Raw genomic sequence first — 22,534 nt, 5'->3', positions numbered from 1 at the left:
ACGAGTTGCTTCAGGAACTCCAGGTACTCAACCCGGCGACCGAGGAGGTCGTCGCCACCGTCCCCGCCGCCACCAGGCAGGACGTCGACGCCGCCGTCGCACGGGCGACCGAGGCCCAGCGCGGCTGGGCCGCCGCCGCCCCCGCCGACCGGGCCAGGCTGCTGCGCCGCTTCGCCGCCGTCGTCGACGCCCACACCGAGGAGCTCGCCCTCCTCGAAGTCCGCGAGGCAGGACACACCCTCGGCAACGCCCGCTGGGAGGCGGGCAACGTCCGCGACCTGCTCGACTACGCGGCCGGGGGAGTCGAGCGGCTGAACGGCCGGCAGATCCCGGTCGCCGGCGGCCTCGACGTCACCATCCTCGAACCCCTCGGCGTCGTCGGCGTGATCGCGCCCTGGAACTTCCCCATGCCGATCGCCGCCTGGGCCACCGCCCCCGCCCTCGCGGCCGGCAACGCGGTGATCCTCAAGCCCGCCGAGACCACCCCGCTCACCGCGCTCCGCCTCGCCGAACTCGCCCTGGAGGCCGGACTTCCCGAAGGCCTCTTCCAGGTCCTGCCCGGCGAGGGAGCCGTCGCCGGCGACGCGCTCGTCACCCACCCCGGAGTCGCCAAGATCGTCTTCACCGGCTCCACCCGGGTCGGCAAGAGCATCATGGCCAAGTGCGCCGACCAGGTGAAGCGCCTCACGCTCGAACTCGGCGGCAAGAGCCCGAACATCGTCTTCGCCGACGCGGACGTCGAGGCGGCGGCAGCCGCGGCGCCGATGTCCTTCCTCGACAACAGCGGCCAGGACTGCTGCGCCCGCACCCGGATCCTCGTCCAGCGCTCCGTGTACGACCGCTTCCTGGAGCTGCTCACGCCCGCGATCGAGGAGATCGTCGTCGGCGACCCGGCCGACGAGAAGACCCAGATGGGCCCGCTGATCTCGCGGGCGCAGCTGGAGCGCGTACGGGCCTACGTTCCCGACACCCTCCCCGGCATCCGCGGCAAGGCCCCCGAGGGCCCCGGCTTCTGGTTCCCGCCGACCGTCCTCACCGACATCGCCGAGGACGCGCCCTGCGCCGTCGAGGAGGTCTTCGGACCGGTCGCCGTCGTCCTGCCCTTCGAGGACGAGGCGGACGCCGTACGGCTCGCCAACGCCACCGAGTACGGCCTGTCCGGCTCGATCTGGACCCGGGACGTCGGCCGTGCCCTGCGCGTCTCGCGCGCCGTCAGGGCCGGCAACCTCTCCGTCAACTCCCACTCCAGCGTCCGCTACTGGACCCCCTTCGGCGGCTACCGGCAGTCCGGCCTCGGCCGGGAACTGGGCCCCGACGCACTGACCGCCTTCACCGAGACCAAGAACGTCTTCATCAGCACGGAAGCCACGGAGGCCTGAACCGCATGAGCACCGAAGAGATCGTCTGCCGCCGCCTCGTCGGCCGCACCGCCGTCATCACCGGCGCCGGCAGCGGCATCGGCCTGGCCACCGCCCGCCGCCTCGCCTCCGAGGGCGCCAACGTCGTCTGCGGCGACATCGACGAGACGGCCGGCAAGGCGGCGGCCGAGGAGGTCGGCGGCACCTTCGTCCGCGTCGACGTGACCGACCCCGAGGAGGTCGAGGCGCTCTTCAAGACCGCCTTCGACACCTACGGCTCCGTCGACATCGCCTTCAACAACGCGGGCATCTCGCCGCCCGACGACGACTCGATCCTGGAGACCGGCCTGGAGGCCTGGAAGCGGGTCCAGGACGTCAACCTCACCTCGGTGTACCTGTGCTGCAAGGCCGCCCTGCCCTACATGCGGCGGCAGGGCCGGGGCTCCATCATCAACACCGCCTCCTTCGTCGCCATCATGGGCGCGGCCACCAGCCAGATCTCGTACACCGCCTCCAAGGGCGGCGTGCTGGCCATGTCCCGTGAACTGGGCGTCCAGTTCGCGCGCGAGGGCATCCGCGTCAACGCGCTCTGCCCCGGACCGGTCAACACCCCGCTGCTGCAGGAGCTGTTCGCCAAGGACCCGGAGCGGGCCGCGCGCCGGATCGTGCACATCCCCGTCGGCCGGTTCGCCGAGGCAGAGGAGATCGCCGCCGCCGTGGCCTTCCTCGCCAGCGACGACTCGTCCTTCGTCAACGCCACCGACTTCCTCGTGGACGGCGGCATTTCGGGCGCGTACGTGACCCCGCTGTAGCGGCCGAAGTCCGGGCCCTAGTCTGGTGGGATGAGCATGACGACCCCTCCCGGCTGGTACCCGGACTCCTCCGTGCCCGGCGTCGAACGCTGGTGGGACGGGACGAACTGGACCGCGCACACCCGCCAGGCGCAGACCGCGGCCACCGTCTTCGCCCCGGCGACGGCCCCGGCACCGGTACCGCCCGTACGCAACGGCCGGAACCGGGCCGCCCTCCTGGCCGCCGTCGCGGTGGCCGTGGTCGCGGCGGTCGTCGCCGGCGTCCTCGTGCTCGGCGGCGACGACGAGGAGAACCCGCCGTCGGCGGGCCCGACGGCGGTCACGGACACCCCCACCGCCCCCACCTCCTCGGCGAGCGAAGAACCCGTCGGCGAAGAGGAGGAGAAGCCCACCCGGGTCGACGACCAGCTCAACGGCATCACCCTGCCCGTCCTCAAGGGCTGGGAGAAGCCGGAGTACTACTCGGGACCGGCGCCGACCGTCACGACCGCCGGCACCTACCCGTGCCCCAGTGGCTCCAAGGAGTGCCGCCACGGCACGGTGTCCTCGCACGCGGTCTCGCGCACCGACGCCGCGACCCCCGAGGCCATCGCCAAGGAGGACGTCGCCGCCGCCGCCAAGGAGACCTACGAGGAGGACATCCTCGGCAGCCTTCCCTACGGCAGGATGATCTCCTACAAGGTGATCGCCGCCCGCCCCACCGCCGTCGCCGGCCGCACCGGCTACCTGGTCCGCTGGCAGGTCACCACAGACAAGGGCCCCGGCGGGTACGTCCAGTCCCTCGCCTTCCCCTCCCCGGCGGGCAGCGAGTCCCCGGTCGTCGTCCGCTTCGTCTTCGACGCGGGCCCGGAAGGCCCCTCGCTCGCCGTGATGGACGAGATCGCGCGCGGCATCCGTCCCATCGGCAGCGACACCAACGGGGGAGTGGGCAGCTCGATCACCCCCGGGAGCTGACGGTCTCCGCACGCCCGGGAGCTGACGGTCTCCGCAGGCCCGGGGGGACGGACGGTCTCCGCAGGCCCGGGGGGACGGACGGTCCGGTCGGGCGGAGGCTAGGGCCTGTCCGGCGGATCATGACCGGGGCCGCCACGCCTGGCACGGCGCCTCGCCGCGTTGCCGAAACGCCCCGATAGCTCCGCTATCGAGACGCTCCGGCGCCTTGCGATGCACCGCACCAGACGCCGCGTCCTAGCCGGCCCTGATCCGCCGGACAGACCCTAGAGGAACGTGCGGCCCTCGCCCCGGTACGTCGGGACCGTGGCCGTGACCCGGTCGCCCTCGACCAGCTGGAGGCTGTCGAACCGCTCGCACAACTCCCCGGCCTTCGCGTGCCGGAACCACACCTTGTCCCCCATGAGGAGATCGTCCGCCGCCGAGCCGAGCAGCGGGGTCTGCACCTCGCCGGGGCCCTCCTGCGGGTCGTAGCGCAGCCCCTCCGGGAGGTACGGGACGGGCAGCCGGTCCATGCCCGCGGCGCCCGAGGCCGGGTAGCCGCCCCCGAGCACGGTTACCACGCCGACGCCCGGGCGGCGCACGACCGGCTGGGCGAAGAGGGCCGCCGGACGGCCGGTGAAGGACGTGTAGTTGTCGAAGAGCCGCGGCACGTAGAGCCCCGAACCCGCGGCGATCTCGGTCACCGCCTCCTCGGCCGCCGTGTGCTGCACACTGCCCGTACCCCCGCCGTTGACGAACTCCAGGTCCGGCGCGACCGCCCGTACCGCACGGACCACGGCGGCCCGCCGGGCCGCCAGCTCCCGGCGGGCCGCCGCCTGCATCAGCCGTATCGCCCGCGACCGCAGCGGCCGCCCGGCCACCGCGTCCCCGACCCCGGCGACATGCCCCTCGTACGCCATGATCCCGACCAGCCGGAACCCGGGGCGGCGGGCGATCGAGCGGGCCAGCTCGGCGAGCTGGGCGGGCTCCCGCAGCGGGGAGCGCAGCGCGCCTATCCGCACCTTGCCGCCGAGCGTCCGCAGCGACGTGTCCAGCTCCAGGCAGACCCGGATCTCCTCGCCACCGCCCGCGCGGGCCGCGTCGATCAGCTCCAGCTGCGCCGGGTCGTCGACCATCACGGTCACCGCGGCGGCGAGCTTCGCGTCGCTCGCCAGCTCGCCGAACGCGGTGCGATCGGCGGACGGATAGGCCAGGAGCACGTCCTCGAACCCGGCACGGGCCAGCCAGAGCGACTCGTCGAGCGTGAACGACATGATTCCCGCGAAGCCCTCGCGCGCCAGCACCCGCTCCAGGAGCGCCCGGCACCGCACCGACTTGCTCGCCACCCGGATCGGCTTGCCCCCGGCCCGCCGGACGAGGTCGTCGGCGTTGGCGTCGAAGGCCTCCAGGTCGACGATGGCGACGGGCGCGTCGAGATGGGCGGTGGCCCGGTCGTACCGGGCCCGGTCGGCGGCGCGGGGAGTCATGGCCCGAGCTTGCCAGACGGGTTTACGGGTGGGTAGCCCCTGAGTTCCCGTGGTCGGGGGAACAGCCCGTAGAGTGGCGGGCATTGCGAGGGCGGCACAACAAGGAACGACCAGGGGGCGGGCATGAGCACGGACGCGCACCGCCCTGCCTCCTCGCGCATCACCGACGCCCTGCTGCCGCCCGAGGAACCGACCGGCCGCGCCGGGGAGAACGCCCCCACCGCCGCGCCGGACACCGCCGCGAGCCGCCCGGCCGTCCCTCCGAGGCCGACACACCCTCCGACGGACACCCGCCCGCCCTCGGCCCCGGCGTCGACCCCGCGCCCGGCGACCGCCCCGCACACCGCTCCCGACGCGGCAGGCGCTCGGCGCGTCGTACCGCCCCGTCCGGCGAGCGCCCCGCGCCAAGGTCCCGACCCCGTCGTCGGCCCGGCTGGCGCCCCGCCGCGCCCCGCGACCGCTCCGCGCGCCCCCGGCGACGTGCCGGCCGTCGAGACCACCACGCGCCTCCGCCCGATACGCGAAGCCACCCCCGGCACCACCGCGTCCGGCGCGGCCATCGCCCCCGTGCCCTGCCCCGCACCCGCCCCCGGCGCGCCCATCACGCCCGGGCCCCGCACCGCGCCGGGCACCGCACCCCGCACCGCACCCATGACCCCGCCCGCCACGGGCGCTGCCGCCGTCGCCCCGCCCCCGCGCGCGCAGACCTACGGGACGTACGGCGCCTACCGGGCCTTCACCGCACCGCCCGAGACACCCGTCGAGACCACCACCCGTCTGCGGCCCATCCGCGAGCGACGCGTCGGTCGGGTCGTCGCGGCCGGGGCCTGCCTCGTCCTCGGCGTCGGCCTCGTCGGCGGCGCCCTCGCCGGAGCCGTCCTCGCCGCCACCGACGCCGGCGCGCCCGCCGAGCCCGTCGGCTACACCGAGGCGGCCACCCTCTGGCACAGCGTCCCCGTCGACACGCTCTTCCCCCGCACCCTCGCCGGTCCCGGCAAGGGCCCCGGCGCCGCCGACCGCACCTGGACCCGCGTCGTCGTCGCGCCCGACACCCCCTGCACGGCGGCCGCGCTGCCCGCGAGCGTGCTCACCACGCTCCGCCCCCTCGGCTGCGACCGCGTCCTGCGCGCCACCTACACCGACGCGACCGCCTCCAGCGTCATCACCGTCGGCCTCGTCTTCACCCAGGCCGATCCCACCACCACCCGTACGCTCGCGACCCGCTCCGCCGCCGCGCTCGCCGCCGACGTACCGCCCGCGCTCGCCGGCCCCGGCACCGTGGCCGCCCGCTTCGGCCCCGCGCAGCGCGCCAGTTGGTCCACCCACGCCCTCACCGACCTGCCCGTCGTCGTCACCGCCGTCTCCGGCTTCGCCGACGGCCGCGCCGTCGCCGCCCCCGAATCCGCCGCACGGGCCATGGCCGAACGCCAGACCAGCCCCGCCGCCCAGGCCGGCCTCGGCCACGAGGCCAAGGGCGTCGCCGACCAGATCGAACGCGCCCTGCGCGCCTCGGTCGCCACGGCAGCGAAGGACGCCGACACGTGAACCGGACCCTCCGCAACCCCCGCGCCCTCGCCGCGCTCCTCGCCGCCGCCTTCGCCGTGCTCCCCGCCACCACCGCACCGGCCTACGCGGACACCATCCGCGCCCGCCAGTGGGGGCTCGAAGCCATGCACACCACCGAGGCCTGGCGCACCACCAAGGGCGAGGGCATCACCGTCGCCGTGCTCGACACCGGTGTCGACGCCCAGCACCCCGACCTCGTCGGCTCCGTCCTCCCCGGCAAGGACCTCGTCGGCTTCGGCGCCGAGCGCGGCGACCGCGCGTGGGCCCGCCACGGCACCGCCATGGCCGGCATCATCGCCGGGCACGGCCACGGCGCCGGCCGTCAGGACGGCGTCCTCGGCATCGCGCCCAAGGCCGAGATCCTGCCCGTCCGCGTCATCCTCGAAGGTGCCGACAAGTCCCGCGACAAGGCCCGCAAGACCCGCGGCACCGCCCTCGCCGAAGGAATCCGCTGGGCCGTCGACCACGGCGCCGACGTCATCAACCTCTCCCTCGGCGACGACTCCAAGTCCGCCCACCCGGACGCCGGCGAGGACGCCGCCGTCCAGTACGCCCTCTCCAAGGGAGTCTCCGTCGTCGCCTCGGCCGGCAACGGCGGCGAGAAGGGTGACCACATCTCCTACCCCGCCGCCTACCCCGGCGTCGTCGCCGTCACCGCCGTCGACCGCTGGGGCACCCGCGCCTCGTTCTCCACCAGCCGCTGGTACGCCACCGTCAGCGCACCCGGCCTCGACATCGTCATCGCCGACCCGGACCGCCGCTACTACTCCGGCTGGGGCACCAGCGCGGCCGCCGCCTTCGTCTCCGGCGCCGTCGCCCTCGTCAGGTCCGCCCACCCCGACCTGAGCCCGGCCCAGGTCAAGCAGCTCCTCATCGACACCGCCCGCAACCGGCCCAAGGGCGGCCGCAGCGACGAGAAGGGCTACGGCACCGTCGACCCGGCCGCCGCCATCGAGGCCGGCCTCCGGCTCAAGGCCGCCGACCCCAAGAACGCCGCCGCCGGCTACCGCGGCCGCTTCTTCGGCCCCGGCCCGCAGCCGCCCGCCGAGGACGACGGCAAGCCGATCGGCCTGCTCGCACCGGCCGCCGGCGGCCTCGGCGCCGTCCTGCTCGCCGCCGCGGTCGTCCTGTGGCGCGGCGGCCGCGCCACCGGGCCCCGCCCTCCGCGCTGACCGCCCCGCCCCGGCGGTTAGGCTCGGTACGTGGCGCTCAAGAACATCCCTGACCCCGGTTTCTCCGACGACGACGGCACCGCCGACCCGCGGCTCGCCGAGGCCCTCGCGGCCTGGGCGACGGACAGAACCGCCCACGGCCCGGTGCTCGCGGCACTGAAGGAGGCGCGGCTGCTCGTCCCCGTCGTCGCCGTCCTCGGCGAGGTCGAGGAGGACCCCGAGACGGGGCTGCGCCGCGAGAAGACCAGCGACATGGCCGTGCCCACGCTCACCGCCGGAGACCGCCGCGCGCTCCCCGCGTTCACCTCGATCGCCTCGCTCGCGCTCTGGGACCCCGAGGCCCGGCCGGTGGCCGTCCCCCTGCACCAGGCCCTCCAGGCCGCCGCGCACGAGAAGGCCGACACCCTCGTCCTCGACCTCGCGGGCCCCGTCCCCTACCAGCTGACCGGCCCCGCGCTGCTCGCCCTCGCCGAGGGCCGCACCAGCCTGGACCCGCTGGACGACCCGGCGGTACGGGAAGCGGTGCGGAACGCGGTTGCCGCCGAGCCCGCCGTCCTGCGGGCCCACCTCGGCCCCGGCACCGCCGACGGCACCCTCGCCCTCGTCCTCGCCGAGGACGCCGCCCCGGCGGAGGCGGCCCAGCGGGTGGCCCGTGGCCTCGCCGCCGACGAAACACTGAGGGCCCGCCTGGTGCGCGGCCTCGACCTGGCACTCCTGCCGGCCTCGGCCACGCCTCCGGGCGAGCCCTTTTACGTACGGAACTGAAAAGGGGGTACGGGAGCACCCCGTACCCCCGATCGAATCGGCGCAGCCGCTAGCCGTACACCGGCCCCGTGGCTGCCATCTTCCGGGGGACGACCCCCGTACCCCCGATCGATTCGGCGCAGCCGCTAGCCGTACACCGGCCCCGTGTACTTCTCGCCCGGGCCCTGGCCCGGCTCGTCGGGGACGATCGACGCCTCGCGGAAGGCCAGCTGCAGGGACTTCAGGCCGTCCCGCAGCGGCGCCGCGTGGAAGGAGCTGATCTCCGTCGCGCCGGCGTCGAGGAGGCCGGCCAGGGCGTGGACCAGCTTGCGGGCCTCGTCGAGGTCCTTGTGCTTCTCGCCGTCCTCGGTGAGTCCGAGCTTCACCGCGGCGGCGCTCATCAGGTTCACCGCGACGGTCACGATGACCTCCACCGCGGGGACCTCCGCGATGTCACGGGTCATCTCGTCGAAGTCGGGGGACTCGTTCTGGGGCGTCTCGCTCATGCCTCACACGATAAGCGGACCGGGCCGCCCGCCCGGCGCCGCCGTCCCCGTTCGCGTACCGGGACGGGTCCTGCTAACCTGGTGTAACGACCGGCCGGACACCTGTGTGCCCGGCCCACAAGTGGAGGCTCCGATCTCCCACCTGGCTGCCCTCGCGGGCGGCGGGTCACCGGTCAGGCGGCGCCCATCGTTCCGTACGGACGATGGAGCCGCCCGATGTGCGCCCCGCGGTTGACCGCGGCGGTGCTCCGGTATTTCCGTGGAGCCCCGCCTGTGTCCCGTCCGGGGCATTTTTCATGTACCGGCGCGGTTGGTCTACTGAACAGACATACGTGTCCGTCCGCCAGGCGGTCACGTGGTGCTACTTAGGAGGATCCATCAGCGCCGAGCCCCGCATCAACGACCGGATTCGCGTTCCCGAGGTGCGACTTGTCGGTCCCAGCGGCGAGCAGGTCGGGATTGTTCCGCTTGCCAAGGCCCTTGAGCTTGCTCAGGAGTACGACCTCGACCTGGTCGAGGTGGCGGCGAACGCCCGTCCGCCCGTCTGCAAGCTCATGGACTACGGGAAGTTCAAGTACGAGTCGGCCATGAAGGCCCGTGAGGCGCGCAAGAACCAGGCGCACACGGTCATCAAGGAGATGAAGCTCCGGCCGAAGATCGACCCGCACGACTACGACACCAAGAAGGGTCACGTCGTTCGGTTCCTCAAGCAGGGTGACAAGGTCAAGATCACGATCATGTTCCGTGGTCGCGAGCAGTCCCGCCCCGAGCTTGGCTTCCGGCTGCTCCAGCGGCTGGCATCGGACGTCGAGGAGCTTGGCTTCATCGAGTCCAACCCCAAGCAGGACGGCCGGAACATGATCATGGTTCTTGGCCCGCACAAGAAGAAGACCGAGGCCATGGCCGAGGCGCGTGAGGCTCAGGCCGCGCGCAAGGCGGAACGTCAGGGCGGTTCGTCCGACGAGACCGCTGCGGCTCCGGCCACGGAGGCTTCGGCCGAGGCTCCCGCCGAGGCCGAGAACCCCGAGGCGTGACCCGAGGGGCTGCCATCCAGGCAGCCCCGGGCCTCGCCCGGAACCACCACACCAAGAACTGACGCTCCCGGCTGACCGGTGCCCGCACCGGGGGGAGCGCCACTGACGAGGAGATAACGGCGCGATGCCGAAGAACAAGACGCACTCCGGTGCCAAGAAGCGCTTCAAGATCACCGGCTCCGGCAAGGTGCTGCGCGAGCGCGCCGGCAAGCGCCACCTGCTCGAGCACAAGTCGTCCAAGCTGACGCGTCGCCTCACCGGCAACGCGGAGATGGCCCCGGGCGACGCGGCCAAGATCAAGAAGATGCTGGGCATCTGATCTTGATCGTCCGCCCTCGGCGACGAGGGCATCCGGCCAAGACCGGGACCCATCCGTTTTCCGGGTCGTGTGAGTACCCCCACGGCCCCGCTACAAGGAGTTAAGAAGTGGCACGCGTCAAGCGGGCAGTCAACGCCCACAAGAAGCGCCGGGCGATCCTCGAGGCGGCCTCCGGCTACCGCGGTCAGCGTTCGCGCCTGTACCGCAAGGCCAAGGAGCAGGTCACCCACTCGCTGGTCTACAACTACAACGACCGCAAGAAGCGCAAGGGCGACTTCCGTCAGCTGTGGATCCAGCGCATCAACGCCGCTGCCCGCGCCAACGGCATGACGTACAACCGCCTCATCCAGGGTCTGAAGGCCGCCAACATCGAGGTGGACCGCAAGATCCTCGCCGAGCTGGCCGTCAACGACTCGAACGCGTTCGCCGCGCTCGTCGAGGTCGCGCAGAAGGCCCTTCCGGCCGACGTCAACGCCCCGAAGGCCGCTGCCTGATCTCCAGGCCGCAGATCTTCTGCACCGGACCCGCAGGCCTTCGGGCCTGCGGGTCCGGTCGTGTTCGGAGCCATGCGCCGGCCATGAGCCCGACCGGGCTCCGACCCGCCGGGCCCCGCGCCCCGACCGCCCGGATCCCGATCCCCGCCCGGATCCCGATCCCCGCCCGGATCCCGATCCCCGCCCGGACCCCGATCACCCCGCCCGGACCGCCGAAAAGAGCCACCGACCCCATGGGTACCCCCGAGCTGATCTCCCCGCGTTCGCCGCGTGTCGTCGCCGCCAGGCGGCTCGCCAAGCGCAACTTCCGGGGCAAGGACCGCCTCTTCATCGCCGAGGGCCCGCAGGCCGTCCGCGAGGCCGTCGAGCACCGCAGCGGCTCCGGCGAGCCCACCCTCGTCGAGCTCTTCACCACCGTCGAGGCGGCCGAGCGGTACGACGGGATCGTCGAGGCCGCCCGCGCGGCCGGAGCCCGGGTCCACTACGCCGACGCCGCCGTCCTCGCCGAGGTCTCCCAGACCGTCACCCCGCAGGGGCTCGTCGGGGTCTGCCGCTTCCTCGACTCCCCGTTCGAGGAGGTCCTCGCGGCCAGGCCCAAACTGGTCGCCGTCCTCGCCCACGTGCGCGACCCCGGGAACGCCGGCACCGTGCTGCGCTGCGCCGACGCGGCCGGCGCCGACGCCGTCGTCCTCACCGACGCCTCCGTGGACCTCTACAACCCCAAGTCCGTCCGCGCCTCCGTCGGCTCCCTCTTCCACCTCCCGGTCGTCGTCGGCGTCCCGGTCGAGCAGGCCGTCGCCGGCCTGAAGAGCGTGGGCGTACGGATCCTCGCCGCCGACGGCGCCGGGCAGGACGACCTCGACGACGAGCTGGACGCGGGCACCATGGGCGGGCCCACCGCCTGGGTCTTCGGCAACGAGGCATGGGGGCTTCCCGAGGAGACCCGCGCCCTCGCGGACGCCGTGGTGCGCGTGCCGATCCACGGCAAGGCCGAGAGCCTGAACCTCGCGACGGCGGCCGCCGTGTGCCTGTACGCCTCCGCGCGAGCCCAGCGCCCCCGAACCTCCCGCTGAGGGGCTCCAAAGCGCCACCCGCACCTAGTAGGGTGACGAACTCGGGGGCCCACTGCGGTACACGGAGGGGTGGGGAACGGGGATGACGGTCGGCACGGACAGTCCCGCACAGGCACGGAGCGCCGCGCCGGATGCCCCGGAGGGCCCGGACGGACACTCCCTCGCGGCGCCGGGCGGCCACGGCGTCGACCCCGACGAGCTGCCCGACGGTCTCGTCGTCGCCGACGCCACCGGGCACGTCGTCTGCTTCAACGCGGCCGCCGCCCGCATCACCTCCGTACCCCCCGGCGAGGCCCTCGGCCTCCCGCTCGACCAGGCCCTGCCGCTGGAGGACCTCAAGGGCCGCCGCTGGTGGACCCTCACCGACCCGTACGGCGGCCTCGCCACCCGGCGAGGCCAGCCCGAGCGCAACCTGCTCCTGCCGGGCGGCCGCGAGGTCCTCGTCTCCGCCCGCTACGTCCGCGAGCACCCCACCGGGCCCGTCCGGCGCGTCGTCGTCTCGCTGCGCGGCACCGAGGCCAGGCGCCGTACCGAACGCAGCCACGCCGAGCTCATCGCCACCGTCGCCCACGAACTGCGCTCCCCGCTGACCTCCGTCAAGGGCTTCACCGCGACCCTGCTCGCCAAGTGGGAGCGGTTCACCGACGACCAGAAGCGGCTGATGCTGGAGACCGTCGACGCCGACGCCAACCGCGTCACCCGGCTCATCGCCGAACTCCTCGACATCTCCCGGATCGACTCAGGACGCCTTGAGGTGCGCCGCCAGCCCGTCGACATCGCCGCCGCCGTCGGCCGGCACATCCAGGCCCACACCACCGGGGGCCAGTCCCCCGACCGCTTCTTCGTCCGCGTCCGGGCCCAGCTGCCCGACCTGTGGGCCGACCCCGACAAGGTCGACCAGGTCCTCGGCAACCTCCTGGAAAATGCGGTGCGCCACGGCGAGGGAACCGTCACCATCGAAGTGGCACCCACCAGCGACACCCCCGACGGAGAGAAGGGAACGGCGGTCACCGTGAGCGACGAAGGCCCCGGCATCCCCGAAGAGTCGATGGGCCGTGTCTTCACCCGCTTCTGGCGGGGGAGCAAGCGTGGTGGCACCGGACTCGGCCTCTACATCGTCAAGGGCATCGTCGAGGCCCACGGCGGAACGATCACCGTCGGACGCGGCCCCCGCGGCGGCGCCGAGTTCCGATTTATTTTGCCCGTCGGTGCCCCGGCCTATCTCGCCTGACGAGATCTCGAGCCGCCCGGGCCGCCCACGGGCACATTCGCGTCCCCGCGCCCCGTTAGACTCGACCTTTGGCACGTTTGCGCCCTTGACGTCGAGCGGGGCCGCGCCCAAGCCAGCCAAACGGAAGCACGGGAAGAGATGTCCGCACCCAATAAGTCGTACGACCCGGTTGAGGTCGAGGCCTTGAAACCGGAAGAGATCGAGCGCATGCGGGACGAGGCGCTCGCCGCCTTCGCCGCCGCGGGTGACCTCGACGCGCTCGCGCACGCGAAGGTCGCGCACACCGGCGGCACCTCGCCGCTCGCGCTGGCCAACCGTGAGATCGGCGCGCTGCCGCCGCAGGCCAAGGCCGCGGCGGGCAAGCTCGTGGGCCAGGCCCGCGGCGCCGTCTCCAAGGCCCTCGCCACCCGCCAGGCCGAGCTCGAGGACGAGCGCGACGCCCGCGTCCTGGTCGAGGAGGCGGTGGATGTCACGCTGCCGTACGACCGGGTTCCGGCCGGCGCCCGCCACCCGCTGACCACGATGATGGAGCGGGTCGCCGACGTCTTCGTCTCCATGGGGTACGAGGTCGCCGAGGGTCCCGAGGTCGAGGCGGAGTGGTTCAACTTCGACGCCCTGAACTTTGTGCCGGACCACCCGGCGCGCCAGATGCAGGACACCTTCTTCGTCCAGGGCCCGGAAGGGACGACCGGCGACGAGTCCGGTGTCGTGCTCCGTACGCACACCTCCCCGGTGCAGGCCCGCACGCTCATCGACCGGGAGCCCCCGGTCTACGTCGTCTGCCCCGGCCGCGTCTACCGCACCGACGAGCTCGACGCCACGCACACCCCGGTCTTCCACCAGATCGAGCTGCTCGCCGTCGACGAGGGCCTGACCATGGCCGACCTCAAGGGCACCCTCGACCACATGGTCCAGGCGCTCTTCGGGCCGGACATGAAGACCCGGCTCCGGCCGAACTTCTTCCCGTTCACCGAGCCGTCCGCCGAGATGGACATGCTCTGCTACGTCTGCCGCGGCGAGTCCGTCGGCAACCCCGACCGGCCCTGCCGCACCTGCGGCAGCGAGGGCTGGATCGAGCTGGGCGGCTGCGGCATGGTCAACCCCAAGGTGCTCGTCGCCTGCGGTGTCGACCCGGAGAAGTACAGCGGATTCGCCTTCGGGTTCGGCATCGAGCGGATGCTGATGTTCCGCCACAACGTCGAAGACATGCGAGACATGGTCGAGGGTGACGTCCGGTTCACCCGGCCGTTCGGGATGGAGATCTGATGCGGGTCCCGCTTTCTTGGCTGCGGGAGTACGTCGACCTGCCGGCGACGGAGACCGGACGTGACGTCCAGGCCAAGCTCATTTCGGCAGGACTCGAGGTCGAGACCGTCGAGCAGCTCGGCGCCGGCCTGACCGGCCCGCTGGTCGTCGGCCAGGTCCGCACGATCGAGGAGCTGACGGAGTTCAAGAAGCCCATCCGCTTCTGCACCGTCGACGTCGGCCAGGCCAACGGCACCGGCGAGCCCCAGGAGATCATCTGCGGCGCCCGCAACTTCGCCGAGGGTGACAAGGTCGTCGTGGCGCTGCCCGGCGCCGTGCTCCCCGGTGACTTCCGGATCGCCGAGCGCAAGACGTACGGCCGGGTCTCCCGCGGCATGATCTGCTCCGGCGACGAGCTGGGCATGGGCGACGACGGCTCGCACGGCATCATCGTGCTGCCGCCCGAGCTCGAGATCGGCATCGACGCGACGAAGCTCCTCGAGCTGTACGACGAGGTCCTCGACATCGCCGTCACGCCCGACCGCGGCTACTGCCTCTCGCTGCGCGGTGTCGCCCGCGAGACCGCCATCGCGTACGGGCTGCCGCTGCGCGACCCGGCGCTGCTCGACGTGCCCGCGCCGAACTCGTACGGCTACCCGGTCCAGGTCACCGACCCGATCGGCTGCGACCGGTTCACCGCGCGCACCGTGGTCGGCGTCTCGCCCGAGGCGCGCTCCCCGATCTGGATGCAGCGCCGACTGCAGAAGGCGGGCATGCGCTCCGTCTCGCTCGCCGTCGACATCACCAACTACGTGATGCTGGAGCTCGGCCAGCCGCTGCACGCCTACGACCGCACCCGGCTCGACGGCCCCATCGGCGTCCGTCGCGCCGCCGCCGGCGAGACGATCACCACGCTCGACGGCGTCAAGCGCGTCCTCGACTCCGGTGACCTGCTGATCACCGACAACAGCGGGCCCATCGGTCTGGCCGGTGTGATGGGCGGCGCCCACACGGAGATCGCCGACCCGGTGACCGACCCCGAGACGGGCGTCGTCACGGGCACCACCGAGATCGTCATCGAGGCCGCGCACTTCGACGCGATCTCGATCGCCCGCACGGCCCGCCGCCACAAGCTGGGCTCCGAGGCGTCCCGGCGCTTCGAGCGCGGCGTCGACCCGCAGGCCGCGTCCGCCGCCGCCCAGCGGTGCGTCGACCTGCTCGTGCTGCTCGCGGGCGGCACGGCCGAGGCCGGGGTCACCGAGATCCTCGCGCCGTCCGCGCCCCGCACGGTCACCATGCCGGCGAACCACCCGGACAAGGTCGCGGGCGTCGCCTACGGCCGGGAGACCGTCGTCCGCCGCCTCCAGGAGATCGGCTGCGACGTCTACGGCCAGGACGAGCTGGTCGTCACCGTCCCGTCGTGGCGTCCCGACCTCTACGTGCCGAACGACCTGGCCGAAGAGGTCATCCGGCTCGAGGGCTACGAGAACCTCCCCTCGACGCTGCCCAAGCCGCCCGCCGGCCGTGGCCTCACCGAGCGCCAGCGCACCCACCGCCGGGTCGGCCGCGCACTGGCCGGAGCGGGCTACGTCGAGGCACTGAACTACCCGTTCATCGGCGCGCAGGTCTTCGACCAGCTCGGCCTCGACGCGGACGACGCCCGTCGCCGCGTGGTCACCCTGGTCAACCCGCTCTCCGACGAGGAGCCCGCGCTCCGTACGACGCTGCTGCCGGGCCTGCTCGGCGCGCTGCGCCGCAACAACGGGCGCGGCAGCCACGACCTGGCGCTCTTCGAGACCGGTCTGGTCTTCCGGCCGGGCGAGCAGCCGGGGGTCGCCGTCCGGCTGCCCGTCGACCGCCGTCCCACCGACGAGGAGATCGCCGGCGTCAACGCCGCGCTGCCCGCGCAGCCGCGTCGGGTCGCCGTCGTCCTCGCCGGGGCCCGCGAGCAGGCCGGCTGGTGGGGCAAGGGCTACCCGGCCGACTGGGCCGACGCGATCCAGGCGGCGCGGACGGTGGCCGCCGAGGCCGGTGTCGAGCTGATCATCAGCTCCGACCAGCACGCCCCGTGGCACCCGGGCCGCTGCGCCGCGTTCCACGTGGTCGTCGCCGGCGAGAAGGTCCTCGTCGGCCACGGCGGCGAGCTGCACCCGCGCGTCGTCAAGGCGCTCGGCCTGCCCGACCGCACCTGTGCGATGGAGCTGGACCTGGACCTGGTGGAGCAGGCCAACGAGGGCCCCCTGAAGGCCCCGGCCATCTCCTCCTTCCCGGTCGCCACCCAGGACGTCGCGCTGGTCGTCGACGCCTCGGTCCCGACCGAGACGGTCGAGGCCGCGCTGCGCGACGGCGCCGGTGAACTCCTGGAGGCCATCCGGCTGTTCGACGTCTACACCGGCGACCAGCTCGGTGAGGGCAAGAAGTCCCTGGCGTACGCGCTGAAGTTCCGCGCCGGGGACCGCACGCTCACGGTCGACGAGGCCAGCGCCGCGCGCGACTCGGCCGTCGCCCTGGCGACCGAGCGCACGGGCGCCGTCCTGCGCGGCGCCTGAGCGGACCGCTCCCGGAGGGGGCCGACCCGGTGAAGACCGGGCCGGCCCCCTCCGGCGTTCTCCGGCGGAGCCGGCGCCCTTCGCGGTCGAGCCTCCGTGCGCAGAGGCCGCGCCCTTTGCGGTCGAGCCCCTGTGCGAAGACGCCGCGTCCGTGCGGGTGGCGAACGGGTGGCGTGCTGCGGCGCGCCGGGGGCGCTCACTCCTTCGGGTGAGATGTCCGGTCGCTGTTCCCTCGTGCCCCGCGTGGCCGCAAGAATCGACGCGGCCACAGGGGCGGGCCTGTTGCCGCAGGGCCTTCGGGCGCTGCAGGGCCTCAGGAAGGGCCGTGCATGATCCGTACAAGGACGTCGCTCTCCGATGGTTCCCGGCTGCGCGGGCTGGGGCCCCTCGCCCTTCCCACCCTCTGGGGTGCTGTCGCCATGACCTGGAAGCTCTGTTGCCCGCTGGCCCAGCAGCCGGGGCTGCCGATGCGGATCGCGACCAGCGTGGTCTTCTTCAGCGTCGGCACCGGACTGATCCTCGGCATCCGCCGGGGCCTCTCGCGCGAGCTGGAGCGGGTGCGCGCCATCGCCCAGGCCACCCAGCAGGTCCTGCTCAGGCCACCCCCGCCCCGGCTCGACGGTCTCGCCGTCGCCGCCGGCCAACTCTCCGCCTCCCGGGGCGCGTCCGTCGGCGGGGATCTCTACGAGGCGGTGGCCACGCCCTACGGTGTGCGGATCGTCATCGGAGACGTCCGGGGGCACGGGCTCGCCGCCCTGGGCGCGGTGGTCGCGGTCCTCGGCAGCTTCCGCGAGGCCGCGCACGACGAGCCGGAACTCGGCGGGGTCCTGCGGCGGCTCGACCGGGCGCTCGCCCGCCATCTGCGGGAGCGGGCGCGCGAGGAGCACCCGGCGGCCTGCGCCGGACGTGAGCCGGCGCATCCGGCGGCCGAGGAGTTCGTCACCGTACTGGTCCTGGAGATCGGCAAGGACGGGGAGGTGTACGCGCTCAACTGCGGGCACCCCGGCCCGTACCGGATCGGCCGCCGTGTGGAGGCACTGCCGGTCGGCGATCCGCATCCCCCGCTCGGCGCGTTCCCGCTGCCGGCCGACCTCTCGCCGTACCCGTGCGGCCGGCTCCTGCCGGGCGAGGCGCTCTTCCTGCACACCGACGGCGCGGAGGAGGCGCGGGACGGAGCGGGCCGCTTCTTCGGCCTAGAAGCCGTGCTGGCCCAGGCCGCCCGTGAGGCGGCGCTCTCCCCGGCGGCGCTGGTCCGCCGGGTGCATGCCGCCCTGCTGCGGCACACCGGTGGCCGACTGGCCGACGACGTGGCCCTGCTGGTCGTGCGCAACGACCGGATGCGGGTGCCGGCGCAGCCCGCCGAACCCGGGCTGCGCCGTACCCGACCTGAACCCTCCCCTCACTGTTGAGTGGACAGGCCCTGAGTCGGCGCCGCCCGGACCGCCTGGGAGTGTCGGGCAGGTCGGCGGGCGGGCGGCGCGCTGCGGGCCGCCGCACTGTACGAGGGGGAGCCCGGCGGCCCGGGTCGCCTTGCGGCGAGGCGCTCAGTCAACCGGTCCCGGGCGCACGGCGGCAGAGTGCACGGACCGGAAGAACGGGTACTTCGTTCACACCCCGTGCGAAACCGCCCACCACTACCCTGGGCGGACCGATCCACCGGAGGGGCCCATGCACCCCAACACCCTGCTGGACGCCCTGCTGGACGAGGCGGGCATCTCGCACGCCGGACTGGCCGCCCATGTGAACCGGGCAGGCCGCGCCCGGGGCCTGGCCCTGCGGTACGAACACACCGCCGTGGCCCGCTGGCTGAAGGGGCAGCGGCCGCGCGGCCAGGTGCCCGACCTGATCTGCGAGGTGCTCGCGGCGCGGCTGCACCGGGCGGTCACCCTCGACGACATCGGCCTGGGTGTCGCCGGCTCCACCTCCGCCGCCGTCGCCCACGGTTCGCCGCTCTCGGCGTTCGTCGAGCGGACCACCGCCCTGTGGCGCTCCGACGAGCAGCAGCGGCCGCACGTCCACGGGGTGCAGGCGGTCACCGGCACCCCGGCGGTGATGCCGGTCTGGGAGTGGGAGAACCCGCCGGAGGACTCCGACGTCTCGCGCGACGGCCGGACCCGGGTCTCGACCGCCGACATCGCGATGCTCGGTGCCGCCCGGGCCCACTACGAGCAGATGTACCGCAAGACCGGTGGGGTGGCGACCAGGCAGCGGATCGTCGGCTTCCTCCATTCCGAGACCGCGCCGCTGCTGCGCGGGGCGTACGGCGACGGTCTGGGGCGGCAGTTGCACCGCGCCACGGGCGCTCTGGTGGCCGTGGCAGGCATCTGCGCGTACGACTCCGACGCCCTCGGCCTCGCCCAGCGGTACTTCCACCAGGCGCTGCGGCTCGCGAAGGCCAGCGGGGACCGTGGCCTCGGCGCGTACGTGGTCGCGCTGCTCGTCAACCAGTCGCTGTTCATGGGGGAGTACCGGCAGGCGGTGGCGTTCGCCGAGGCGGCGCTGCGGTCGGCCGGGGAGCGGATCACCCCGGCGCTCGCCGCCGATCTCGCCGCGATGCAGGCCAAGGCGTACGCGCATCTCGGCGACGGGGCCGCCGCGTTGGCCGGTATCCGGCGCGCGGAGGCGGAGGCGGAGCGGATCAGGCCCGGGCACGAGCCGGCCGAGACCGGCTATGTCCAGCCGGGCCTCGTCAACGTGCAGGTCGCCGAGGCGCTGCTCAGTCTGGGTGACCTTCCGGCGGCTCGGGAGCACGCGCGGGCCGCGGTGGAGACACCGGCGCACGACCGGGGCCGGGTGCACCGGCTGGCGATGCTCTGCCAGATCGAGCTGCGCCAGGGGGAGGCCGACGCGGCCGCGCGGACGGCGGTGGAGATGACCGAGCGGGCGCGCGGGATGGAGTCGCAGCGGCTGCGGGACCGGCTGCGGCTGGTGCGGGAGCATCTGCTCGCGAGCGACTGCGGGGACGCCCGGCAGGCGGCCGAACTCATCGACGGGGCGCTACGCGTTCCCCTGTGAGCCAGGGACTGGTCCCATGTTGCCACCGACCAATCGGAAGGTGGCAGAAACGTGCAGTGGACGAAACTGAGTGAACAACCTGTCTATGAGAACCGCTGGTTCCGGGTGAACCTCGCGGACGTCGAACTCCCGGACGGCCGCCACCTCGACCACTATCTGATCCGACTCCGTCCCGTCGCCGTCGCGACCGCCGTCAACGAGGCCAACGAAGTCCTCATGCTCTGGCGGCACCGCTTCATCACCGACAGCTGGGGCTGGGAGCTGGCCGCCGGTGTCGTCGAGGACGACGAGGACCTCGAAACGGCCGCGGCCCGCGAGATGGAGGAGGAGACCGGCTGGCGCCCGGGGCCCCTGCGCCATCTCCTCACCGTCGAGCCCTCCAACGGCCTCACCGACGCCCGGCACCACCTCTACTGGGCGGAGGAAGCCACGTACATCGGCCCGCCCGAGGACGACTTCGAGTCCTCACGGCGCGAGTGGATACCGCTCAAACTGGTCCCGGACATGATCTCCCGGGGCGAGATCCCGGCCGCCAACATGGCCGCCGGGCTGCTCATGCTCCATCACCTGCGGCTCGGCTGACGGTGCGGCACGGACGGGGGAGACGCCGAACGGCCCGTACCTGTGCGGGTGTACGGGCCGAACGGTGGTCGGTGGTGCTTCAGAGTTCGCTGGTGCTTCAGGCGTACGGGTAGAAGCCCGAACCGGTCTTGCGGCCGAGTCGGCCCGCGTCCACCATGCGCTGGAGCAGCGGGGGAGCGGCGTACAGCGGCTCCTTGTACTCGGTGTACATCGAGTCGGCGATGGAGACGATCGTGTCCAGACCGATCAGGTCGGCGAGCTTCAGCGGGCCCATCGGGTGGGCGCAGCCGAACTCCATGCCGTTGTCGATGTCCTCGCGGCTCGCGATGCCCGACTCGAACATCCGGATCGCCGAGAGCAGATACGGCACCAGCAGCGCGTTGACCACGAAGCCGGACCGATCCTGGGCGCGGATCGCGTGCTTGCCGAGCACCTTCTCGGCGAAGAGCTGCGCACGGCTGATCGTGCCCTCGGACGTGGTGAGCGCCGGGATGAGCTCCACCAGCTTCTGCACCGGGGCCGGGTTGAAGAAGTGGATGCCGATGACCTGGTCGGGGCGGGAGGTGGCCACCGCCAGCTTGACCAGCGGGATGGAGGACGTGTTGGAGGCCAGGATCGCGTCGGACCGGGTCATCACCTGGTCGAGCACCTTGAAGATCTCGGTCTTGACCTGCTCGTTCTCCACCACGGCCTCGATCACGAGGTCGCGGTCGGCGAACTCGCCCAGGTCGGTGGTGAAGCTGAGCCGCGCGAGCGCGGCATCGCGCTCCTCCTCGCTGATCTTGCCGCGTTCGGCGGCCTTCGCGAGCGAGTTGTGGAGCCGCGTACGGCCGATCTCCAGCGCCTCGCCGGTGGTCTCGGCGACCTTCACCTCAAGACCGCTGCGGGCACACACCTCCGCGATGCCCGCGCCCATCTGGCCGCAGCCCACCACTCCGACGCGCTCAATGTCGGCCATGGAGTCCGTCACCTCGTGCCTTTCGCTCTTCACTGGCAGCGGGCCCCGTGTGATTCCGGTGCGTCCGCCTCGACCCCACGACGTTACCGCTCATTAACCGATGATCGATCGGCCGGGTCGGGCATGCTCTGCCTGTAGGTGTGACGTATCCGACACAAGACGGACGGCAAGGTCGACATATGGGTCTGATCGGGAGAAGGGGATTCGTGGCGGGCACCGCCCTCGCGATGCTCGCCACGACGGGCGCGAGCGCGCGGGAGGACATGGGCACGAGAGCGGGCGCGGACGCGGAGGAGCCGGAGCGGCGGGCGGCGGGCGCGTTCCGCGGCATGTGGATCGCCACCGTCTTCAACCGCGACTGGCCGTCCCGCGCGGGCCTGGGGGCCCGGGAGCAGCGGGCCGAACTCCTCGCCCACCTCGACCGGGCCGTGGACCGCCGGCTGAACGCCGTCCTCCTGCAGGTGCGGCCCACCGCCGACGCCCTGTGGCCCTCGCCGCACGAGCCGTGGGCGGAGTGCCTGACCGGCGTCCAGGGCCGCGACCCCGGCTGGGACCCGCTGGGGACGGCCGTCGAGGAGGCCCACGCGCGCGGTCTTGAGCTGCACGCCTGGTTCAACCCGTACCGTGTGGCGAACCACACGGACCCGACCCGGCTCGCGGCTGGCCATCCGGCCCGACGCCACCCCGAGTGGATCGTTCCGTACGGCGGGAAGCTGCACTACAACCCCGGGCTGCCCGAGGTCCGCGCCTTCGTCCAGGACGCGATGCTCGACGCCGTCGGCCGGTACGCCATCGACGCCGTCCACTGGGACGACTACTTCTACCCTTACCCGGTGGCCGGGCAGGCCTTCGACGACGACGACGCCTACGCGTCGTACGGGGCGGGCTTCCGGGACCGGGCGTCCTGGCGGCGCAACAACGTCGACCTCCTGGTCTCCGAGGCCTCCGCCCGGATCAAGCAGCTCGCCCCCCGGGTCGCCTTCGGCATCAGCCCCTTCGGGGTCTGGCGCCACGCCTCGACCGACCCCAAGGGCTCGGACACCCGCTCGGGCGTGCAGAGCTACGACGACCTGCACGCGGACACCCGGAAGTGGGTCAAGGAGGGCTGGATCGACCACGTCGTCCCGCAGCTGTACTGGCACATCGGCAACGCCGCCACCGACTACGCCAAGCTCCTGCCCTGGTGGGACGCGGTGGTGCGGGGCACCGGGGTCGGGCTCCACATCGGTGAGGCGCTCTACAAGGCCGGTGACCCCGCCCAGCCCGCGGCCTGGCAGGACCGTAAGGAGCTCTCCCGCCATCTGACCCTCGCCGCGCGGTACGCGGGGGTCGGCGGGCACTGCTTCTTCGCGGCGAAGGAGGTCGGCACGGACCGGATCGGGGCGATGGCGACCGTGGTCGCCGATCACTACCCGACCCCGGTCCGGCTCTCCTGACGACCGGTCGTTCGGGTCGT

At 73.1% G+C, this 22,534-nt stretch carries 20 protein-coding genes; 17 read left to right on the top strand and 3 right to left on the bottom strand.

Annotated elements, in window-relative coordinates; genetic code table 11:
- The first annotated feature begins 5 nt into the window (after window positions 1-5).
- Genes ACF09C_RS21530 through ACF09C_RS21520 form a run of 3 tightly spaced genes read left to right on the top strand, consistent with a single transcriptional unit; the run spans window position 6 to window position 3,124 of the window.
- Window positions 6-1,379, top strand: coding sequence for an aldehyde dehydrogenase family protein (locus tag ACF09C_RS21530; protein WP_392093361.1), 1,374 nt, complete (start codon window positions 6-8; stop codon window positions 1,377-1,379).
- A gap of 5 nt (window positions 1,380-1,384) precedes the next feature.
- Window positions 1,385-2,170 carry a 3-oxoacyl-ACP reductase gene (locus tag ACF09C_RS21525; RefSeq protein WP_392093359.1) on the top strand — a complete coding sequence of 262 codons (786 nt, stop codon included), beginning with the start codon at window positions 1,385-1,387 and terminating at the stop codon, window positions 2,168-2,170.
- A gap of 30 nt (window positions 2,171-2,200) precedes the next feature.
- Window positions 2,201-3,124, top strand: a complete 924-nt coding sequence (locus tag ACF09C_RS21520; protein ID WP_392093357.1) for a DUF2510 domain-containing protein — start codon at window positions 2,201-2,203, stop codon at window positions 3,122-3,124.
- 263 nt (window positions 3,125-3,387) lie between these two features.
- On the opposite strand, the gene ACF09C_RS21515 is transcribed toward ACF09C_RS21520, so the two are convergent.
- Window positions 3,388-4,590 carry an amino acid deaminase/aldolase gene (locus ACF09C_RS21515; RefSeq protein ID WP_392093356.1) on the bottom strand — a complete coding sequence of 401 codons (1,203 nt, stop codon included), beginning with the start codon at window positions 4,588-4,590 and terminating at the stop codon, window positions 3,388-3,390.
- A gap of 123 nt (window positions 4,591-4,713) precedes the next feature.
- Here ACF09C_RS21515 and ACF09C_RS21510 point away from each other — a divergent pair, with 123 nt between their 5' ends.
- The 3 genes from ACF09C_RS21510 to ACF09C_RS21500 are packed head-to-tail and all read left to right on the top strand — an operon-like array spanning window position 4,714 to window position 8,093.
- Window positions 4,714-6,135: a hypothetical protein gene (locus ACF09C_RS21510; protein ID WP_392093354.1), complete on the top strand. Its 1,422-nt coding sequence runs from the start codon at window positions 4,714-4,716 to the stop codon at window positions 6,133-6,135.
- The gene (mycP, locus tag ACF09C_RS21505; protein WP_392093352.1) at window positions 6,132-7,328 is read left to right on the top strand and encodes a type VII secretion-associated serine protease mycosin; all 1,197 of its coding nucleotides are present in this window, start codon (window positions 6,132-6,134) and stop codon (window positions 7,326-7,328) included. The genes ACF09C_RS21510 and mycP overlap by 4 nt, the downstream gene beginning before the upstream one ends.
- Before the next feature lie 30 nt (window positions 7,329-7,358).
- Window positions 7,359-8,093, top strand: a complete 735-nt coding sequence (locus tag ACF09C_RS21500; protein ID WP_392093350.1) for an SseB family protein — start codon at window positions 7,359-7,361, stop codon at window positions 8,091-8,093.
- Between the two features lie 125 nt (window positions 8,094-8,218).
- On the opposite strand, the gene ACF09C_RS21495 is transcribed toward ACF09C_RS21500, so the two are convergent.
- Window positions 8,219-8,578: a DUF1844 domain-containing protein gene (locus tag ACF09C_RS21495; RefSeq protein WP_362418877.1), complete on the bottom strand. Its 360-nt coding sequence runs from the start codon at window positions 8,576-8,578 to the stop codon at window positions 8,219-8,221.
- Between the two features lie 296 nt (window positions 8,579-8,874).
- On the opposite strand from ACF09C_RS21495, the gene infC reads away from it, so the two are divergent.
- From infC to ACF09C_RS21445, 10 genes are all read left to right on the top strand, one after another.
- The gene (infC, locus tag ACF09C_RS21490) at window positions 8,875-9,612 is read left to right on the top strand and encodes a translation initiation factor IF-3 (RefSeq protein ID WP_392093670.1); all 738 of its coding nucleotides are present in this window, start codon (window positions 8,875-8,877) and stop codon (window positions 9,610-9,612) included.
- A gap of 124 nt (window positions 9,613-9,736) precedes the next feature.
- Complete coding sequence (rpmI, locus tag ACF09C_RS21485; RefSeq protein ID WP_019884943.1) at window positions 9,737-9,931, top strand: 50S ribosomal protein L35; 195 nt, start codon at window positions 9,737-9,739, stop codon at window positions 9,929-9,931.
- 107 nt (window positions 9,932-10,038) lie between these two features.
- A complete protein-coding gene (gene rplT, locus ACF09C_RS21480; protein WP_362418871.1) occupies window positions 10,039-10,425 on the top strand; it encodes a 50S ribosomal protein L20 in 387 nt (128 codons plus the stop codon).
- Between the two features lie 233 nt (window positions 10,426-10,658).
- Window positions 10,659-11,498: a TrmH family RNA methyltransferase gene (locus ACF09C_RS21475; RefSeq protein ID WP_392093668.1), complete on the top strand. Its 840-nt coding sequence runs from the start codon at window positions 10,659-10,661 to the stop codon at window positions 11,496-11,498.
- A gap of 82 nt (window positions 11,499-11,580) precedes the next feature.
- On the top strand, window positions 11,581-12,729 hold the full coding sequence (locus ACF09C_RS21470) for an ATP-binding protein (protein ID WP_392093347.1): 1,149 nt from the start codon (window positions 11,581-11,583) through the stop codon (window positions 12,727-12,729).
- A 138-nt stretch (window positions 12,730-12,867) separates the two neighbouring features.
- Window positions 12,868-13,995 (top strand): phenylalanine--tRNA ligase subunit alpha, encoded by a 1,128-nt coding sequence (gene pheS, locus ACF09C_RS21465; protein ID WP_392093345.1) that lies wholly within the window; start codon window positions 12,868-12,870, stop codon window positions 13,993-13,995.
- Window positions 13,995-16,523 (top strand): phenylalanine--tRNA ligase subunit beta, encoded by a 2,529-nt coding sequence (pheT, locus tag ACF09C_RS21460; RefSeq protein WP_392093343.1) that lies wholly within the window; start codon window positions 13,995-13,997, stop codon window positions 16,521-16,523. Before pheS ends, pheT begins: the two co-directional genes overlap by 1 nt.
- A 329-nt stretch (window positions 16,524-16,852) precedes the next feature.
- Entirely contained in the window at window positions 16,853-17,932 is a 1,080-nt protein-coding gene (locus ACF09C_RS21455; RefSeq protein WP_392093341.1) for a PP2C family protein-serine/threonine phosphatase, read from the top strand.
- Between the two features lie 259 nt (window positions 17,933-18,191).
- On the top strand, window positions 18,192-19,538 hold the full coding sequence (locus ACF09C_RS21450; RefSeq protein WP_392093339.1) for a transcriptional regulator: 1,347 nt from the start codon (window positions 18,192-18,194) through the stop codon (window positions 19,536-19,538).
- Between the two features lie 51 nt (window positions 19,539-19,589).
- A complete protein-coding gene (locus ACF09C_RS21445) occupies window positions 19,590-20,120 on the top strand; it encodes an NUDIX hydrolase (protein WP_392093337.1) in 531 nt (176 codons plus the stop codon).
- Between the two features lie 97 nt (window positions 20,121-20,217).
- Here the strand turns inward: ACF09C_RS21445 and ACF09C_RS21440 are convergent, their stop codons facing one another.
- Window positions 20,218-21,078, bottom strand: a complete 861-nt coding sequence (locus tag ACF09C_RS21440) for a 3-hydroxybutyryl-CoA dehydrogenase (protein ID WP_392093335.1) — start codon at window positions 21,076-21,078, stop codon at window positions 20,218-20,220.
- 179 nt (window positions 21,079-21,257) lie between these two features.
- Between ACF09C_RS21440 and ACF09C_RS21435 the strand changes: the two genes are divergently transcribed.
- Window positions 21,258-22,514, top strand: coding sequence for a glycoside hydrolase family 10 protein (locus ACF09C_RS21435; RefSeq protein ID WP_392093333.1), 1,257 nt, complete (start codon window positions 21,258-21,260; stop codon window positions 22,512-22,514).
- The last annotated feature ends 20 nt before the right edge of the window (window positions 22,515-22,534 follow it).

This window comes from Streptomyces sp. NPDC014870 (assembly GCF_043081505.1).
In the GTDB taxonomy this organism is placed as follows: Bacteria; Actinomycetota; Actinomycetes; order Streptomycetales; family Streptomycetaceae; genus Streptomyces.
The sequence above is the reverse complement of the archived record's forward strand: the minus strand, read 5'-3'. Positions and strand labels throughout refer to the sequence as shown.

Bases quoted from the DNA above. Each gene is read 5' to 3' on its own strand.
- ACF09C_RS21520 (WP_392093357.1), top strand. From the start codon at position 2,201: ATGAGCATGACGACCCCTCCCGGCTGGTACCCGGACTCCTCCGTGCCC.
- ACF09C_RS21450 (WP_392093339.1), top strand. From the start codon at position 18,192: ATGCACCCCAACACCCTGCTGGACGCCCTGCTGGACGAGGCGGGCATC.
- ACF09C_RS21510 (WP_392093354.1), top strand. From the start codon at position 4,714: ATGAGCACGGACGCGCACCGCCCTGCCTCCTCGCGCATCACCGACGCC.
- pheT (WP_392093343.1), top strand. From the start codon at position 13,995: ATGCGGGTCCCGCTTTCTTGGCTGCGGGAGTACGTCGACCTGCCGGCG.
- ACF09C_RS21435 (WP_392093333.1), top strand. From the start codon at position 21,258: ATGGGTCTGATCGGGAGAAGGGGATTCGTGGCGGGCACCGCCCTCGCG.
- ACF09C_RS21495 (WP_362418877.1), bottom strand. From the start codon at position 8,578: ATGAGCGAGACGCCCCAGAACGAGTCCCCCGACTTCGACGAGATGACC.
- ACF09C_RS21455 (WP_392093341.1), top strand. From the start codon at position 16,853: ATGATCCGTACAAGGACGTCGCTCTCCGATGGTTCCCGGCTGCGCGGG.
- ACF09C_RS21470 (WP_392093347.1), top strand. From the start codon at position 11,581: ATGACGGTCGGCACGGACAGTCCCGCACAGGCACGGAGCGCCGCGCCG.
- rpmI (WP_019884943.1), top strand. From the start codon at position 9,737: ATGCCGAAGAACAAGACGCACTCCGGTGCCAAGAAGCGCTTCAAGATC.
- pheS (WP_392093345.1), top strand. From the start codon at position 12,868: ATGTCCGCACCCAATAAGTCGTACGACCCGGTTGAGGTCGAGGCCTTG.
- ACF09C_RS21515 (WP_392093356.1), bottom strand. From the start codon at position 4,590: ATGACTCCCCGCGCCGCCGACCGGGCCCGGTACGACCGGGCCACCGCC.
- ACF09C_RS21525 (WP_392093359.1), top strand. From the start codon at position 1,385: ATGAGCACCGAAGAGATCGTCTGCCGCCGCCTCGTCGGCCGCACCGCC.
- infC (WP_392093670.1), top strand. From the start codon at position 8,875: ATGTACCGGCGCGGTTGGTCTACTGAACAGACATACGTGTCCGTCCGC.
- ACF09C_RS21475 (WP_392093668.1), top strand. From the start codon at position 10,659: ATGGGTACCCCCGAGCTGATCTCCCCGCGTTCGCCGCGTGTCGTCGCC.
- ACF09C_RS21440 (WP_392093335.1), bottom strand. From the start codon at position 21,078: ATGGCCGACATTGAGCGCGTCGGAGTGGTGGGCTGCGGCCAGATGGGC.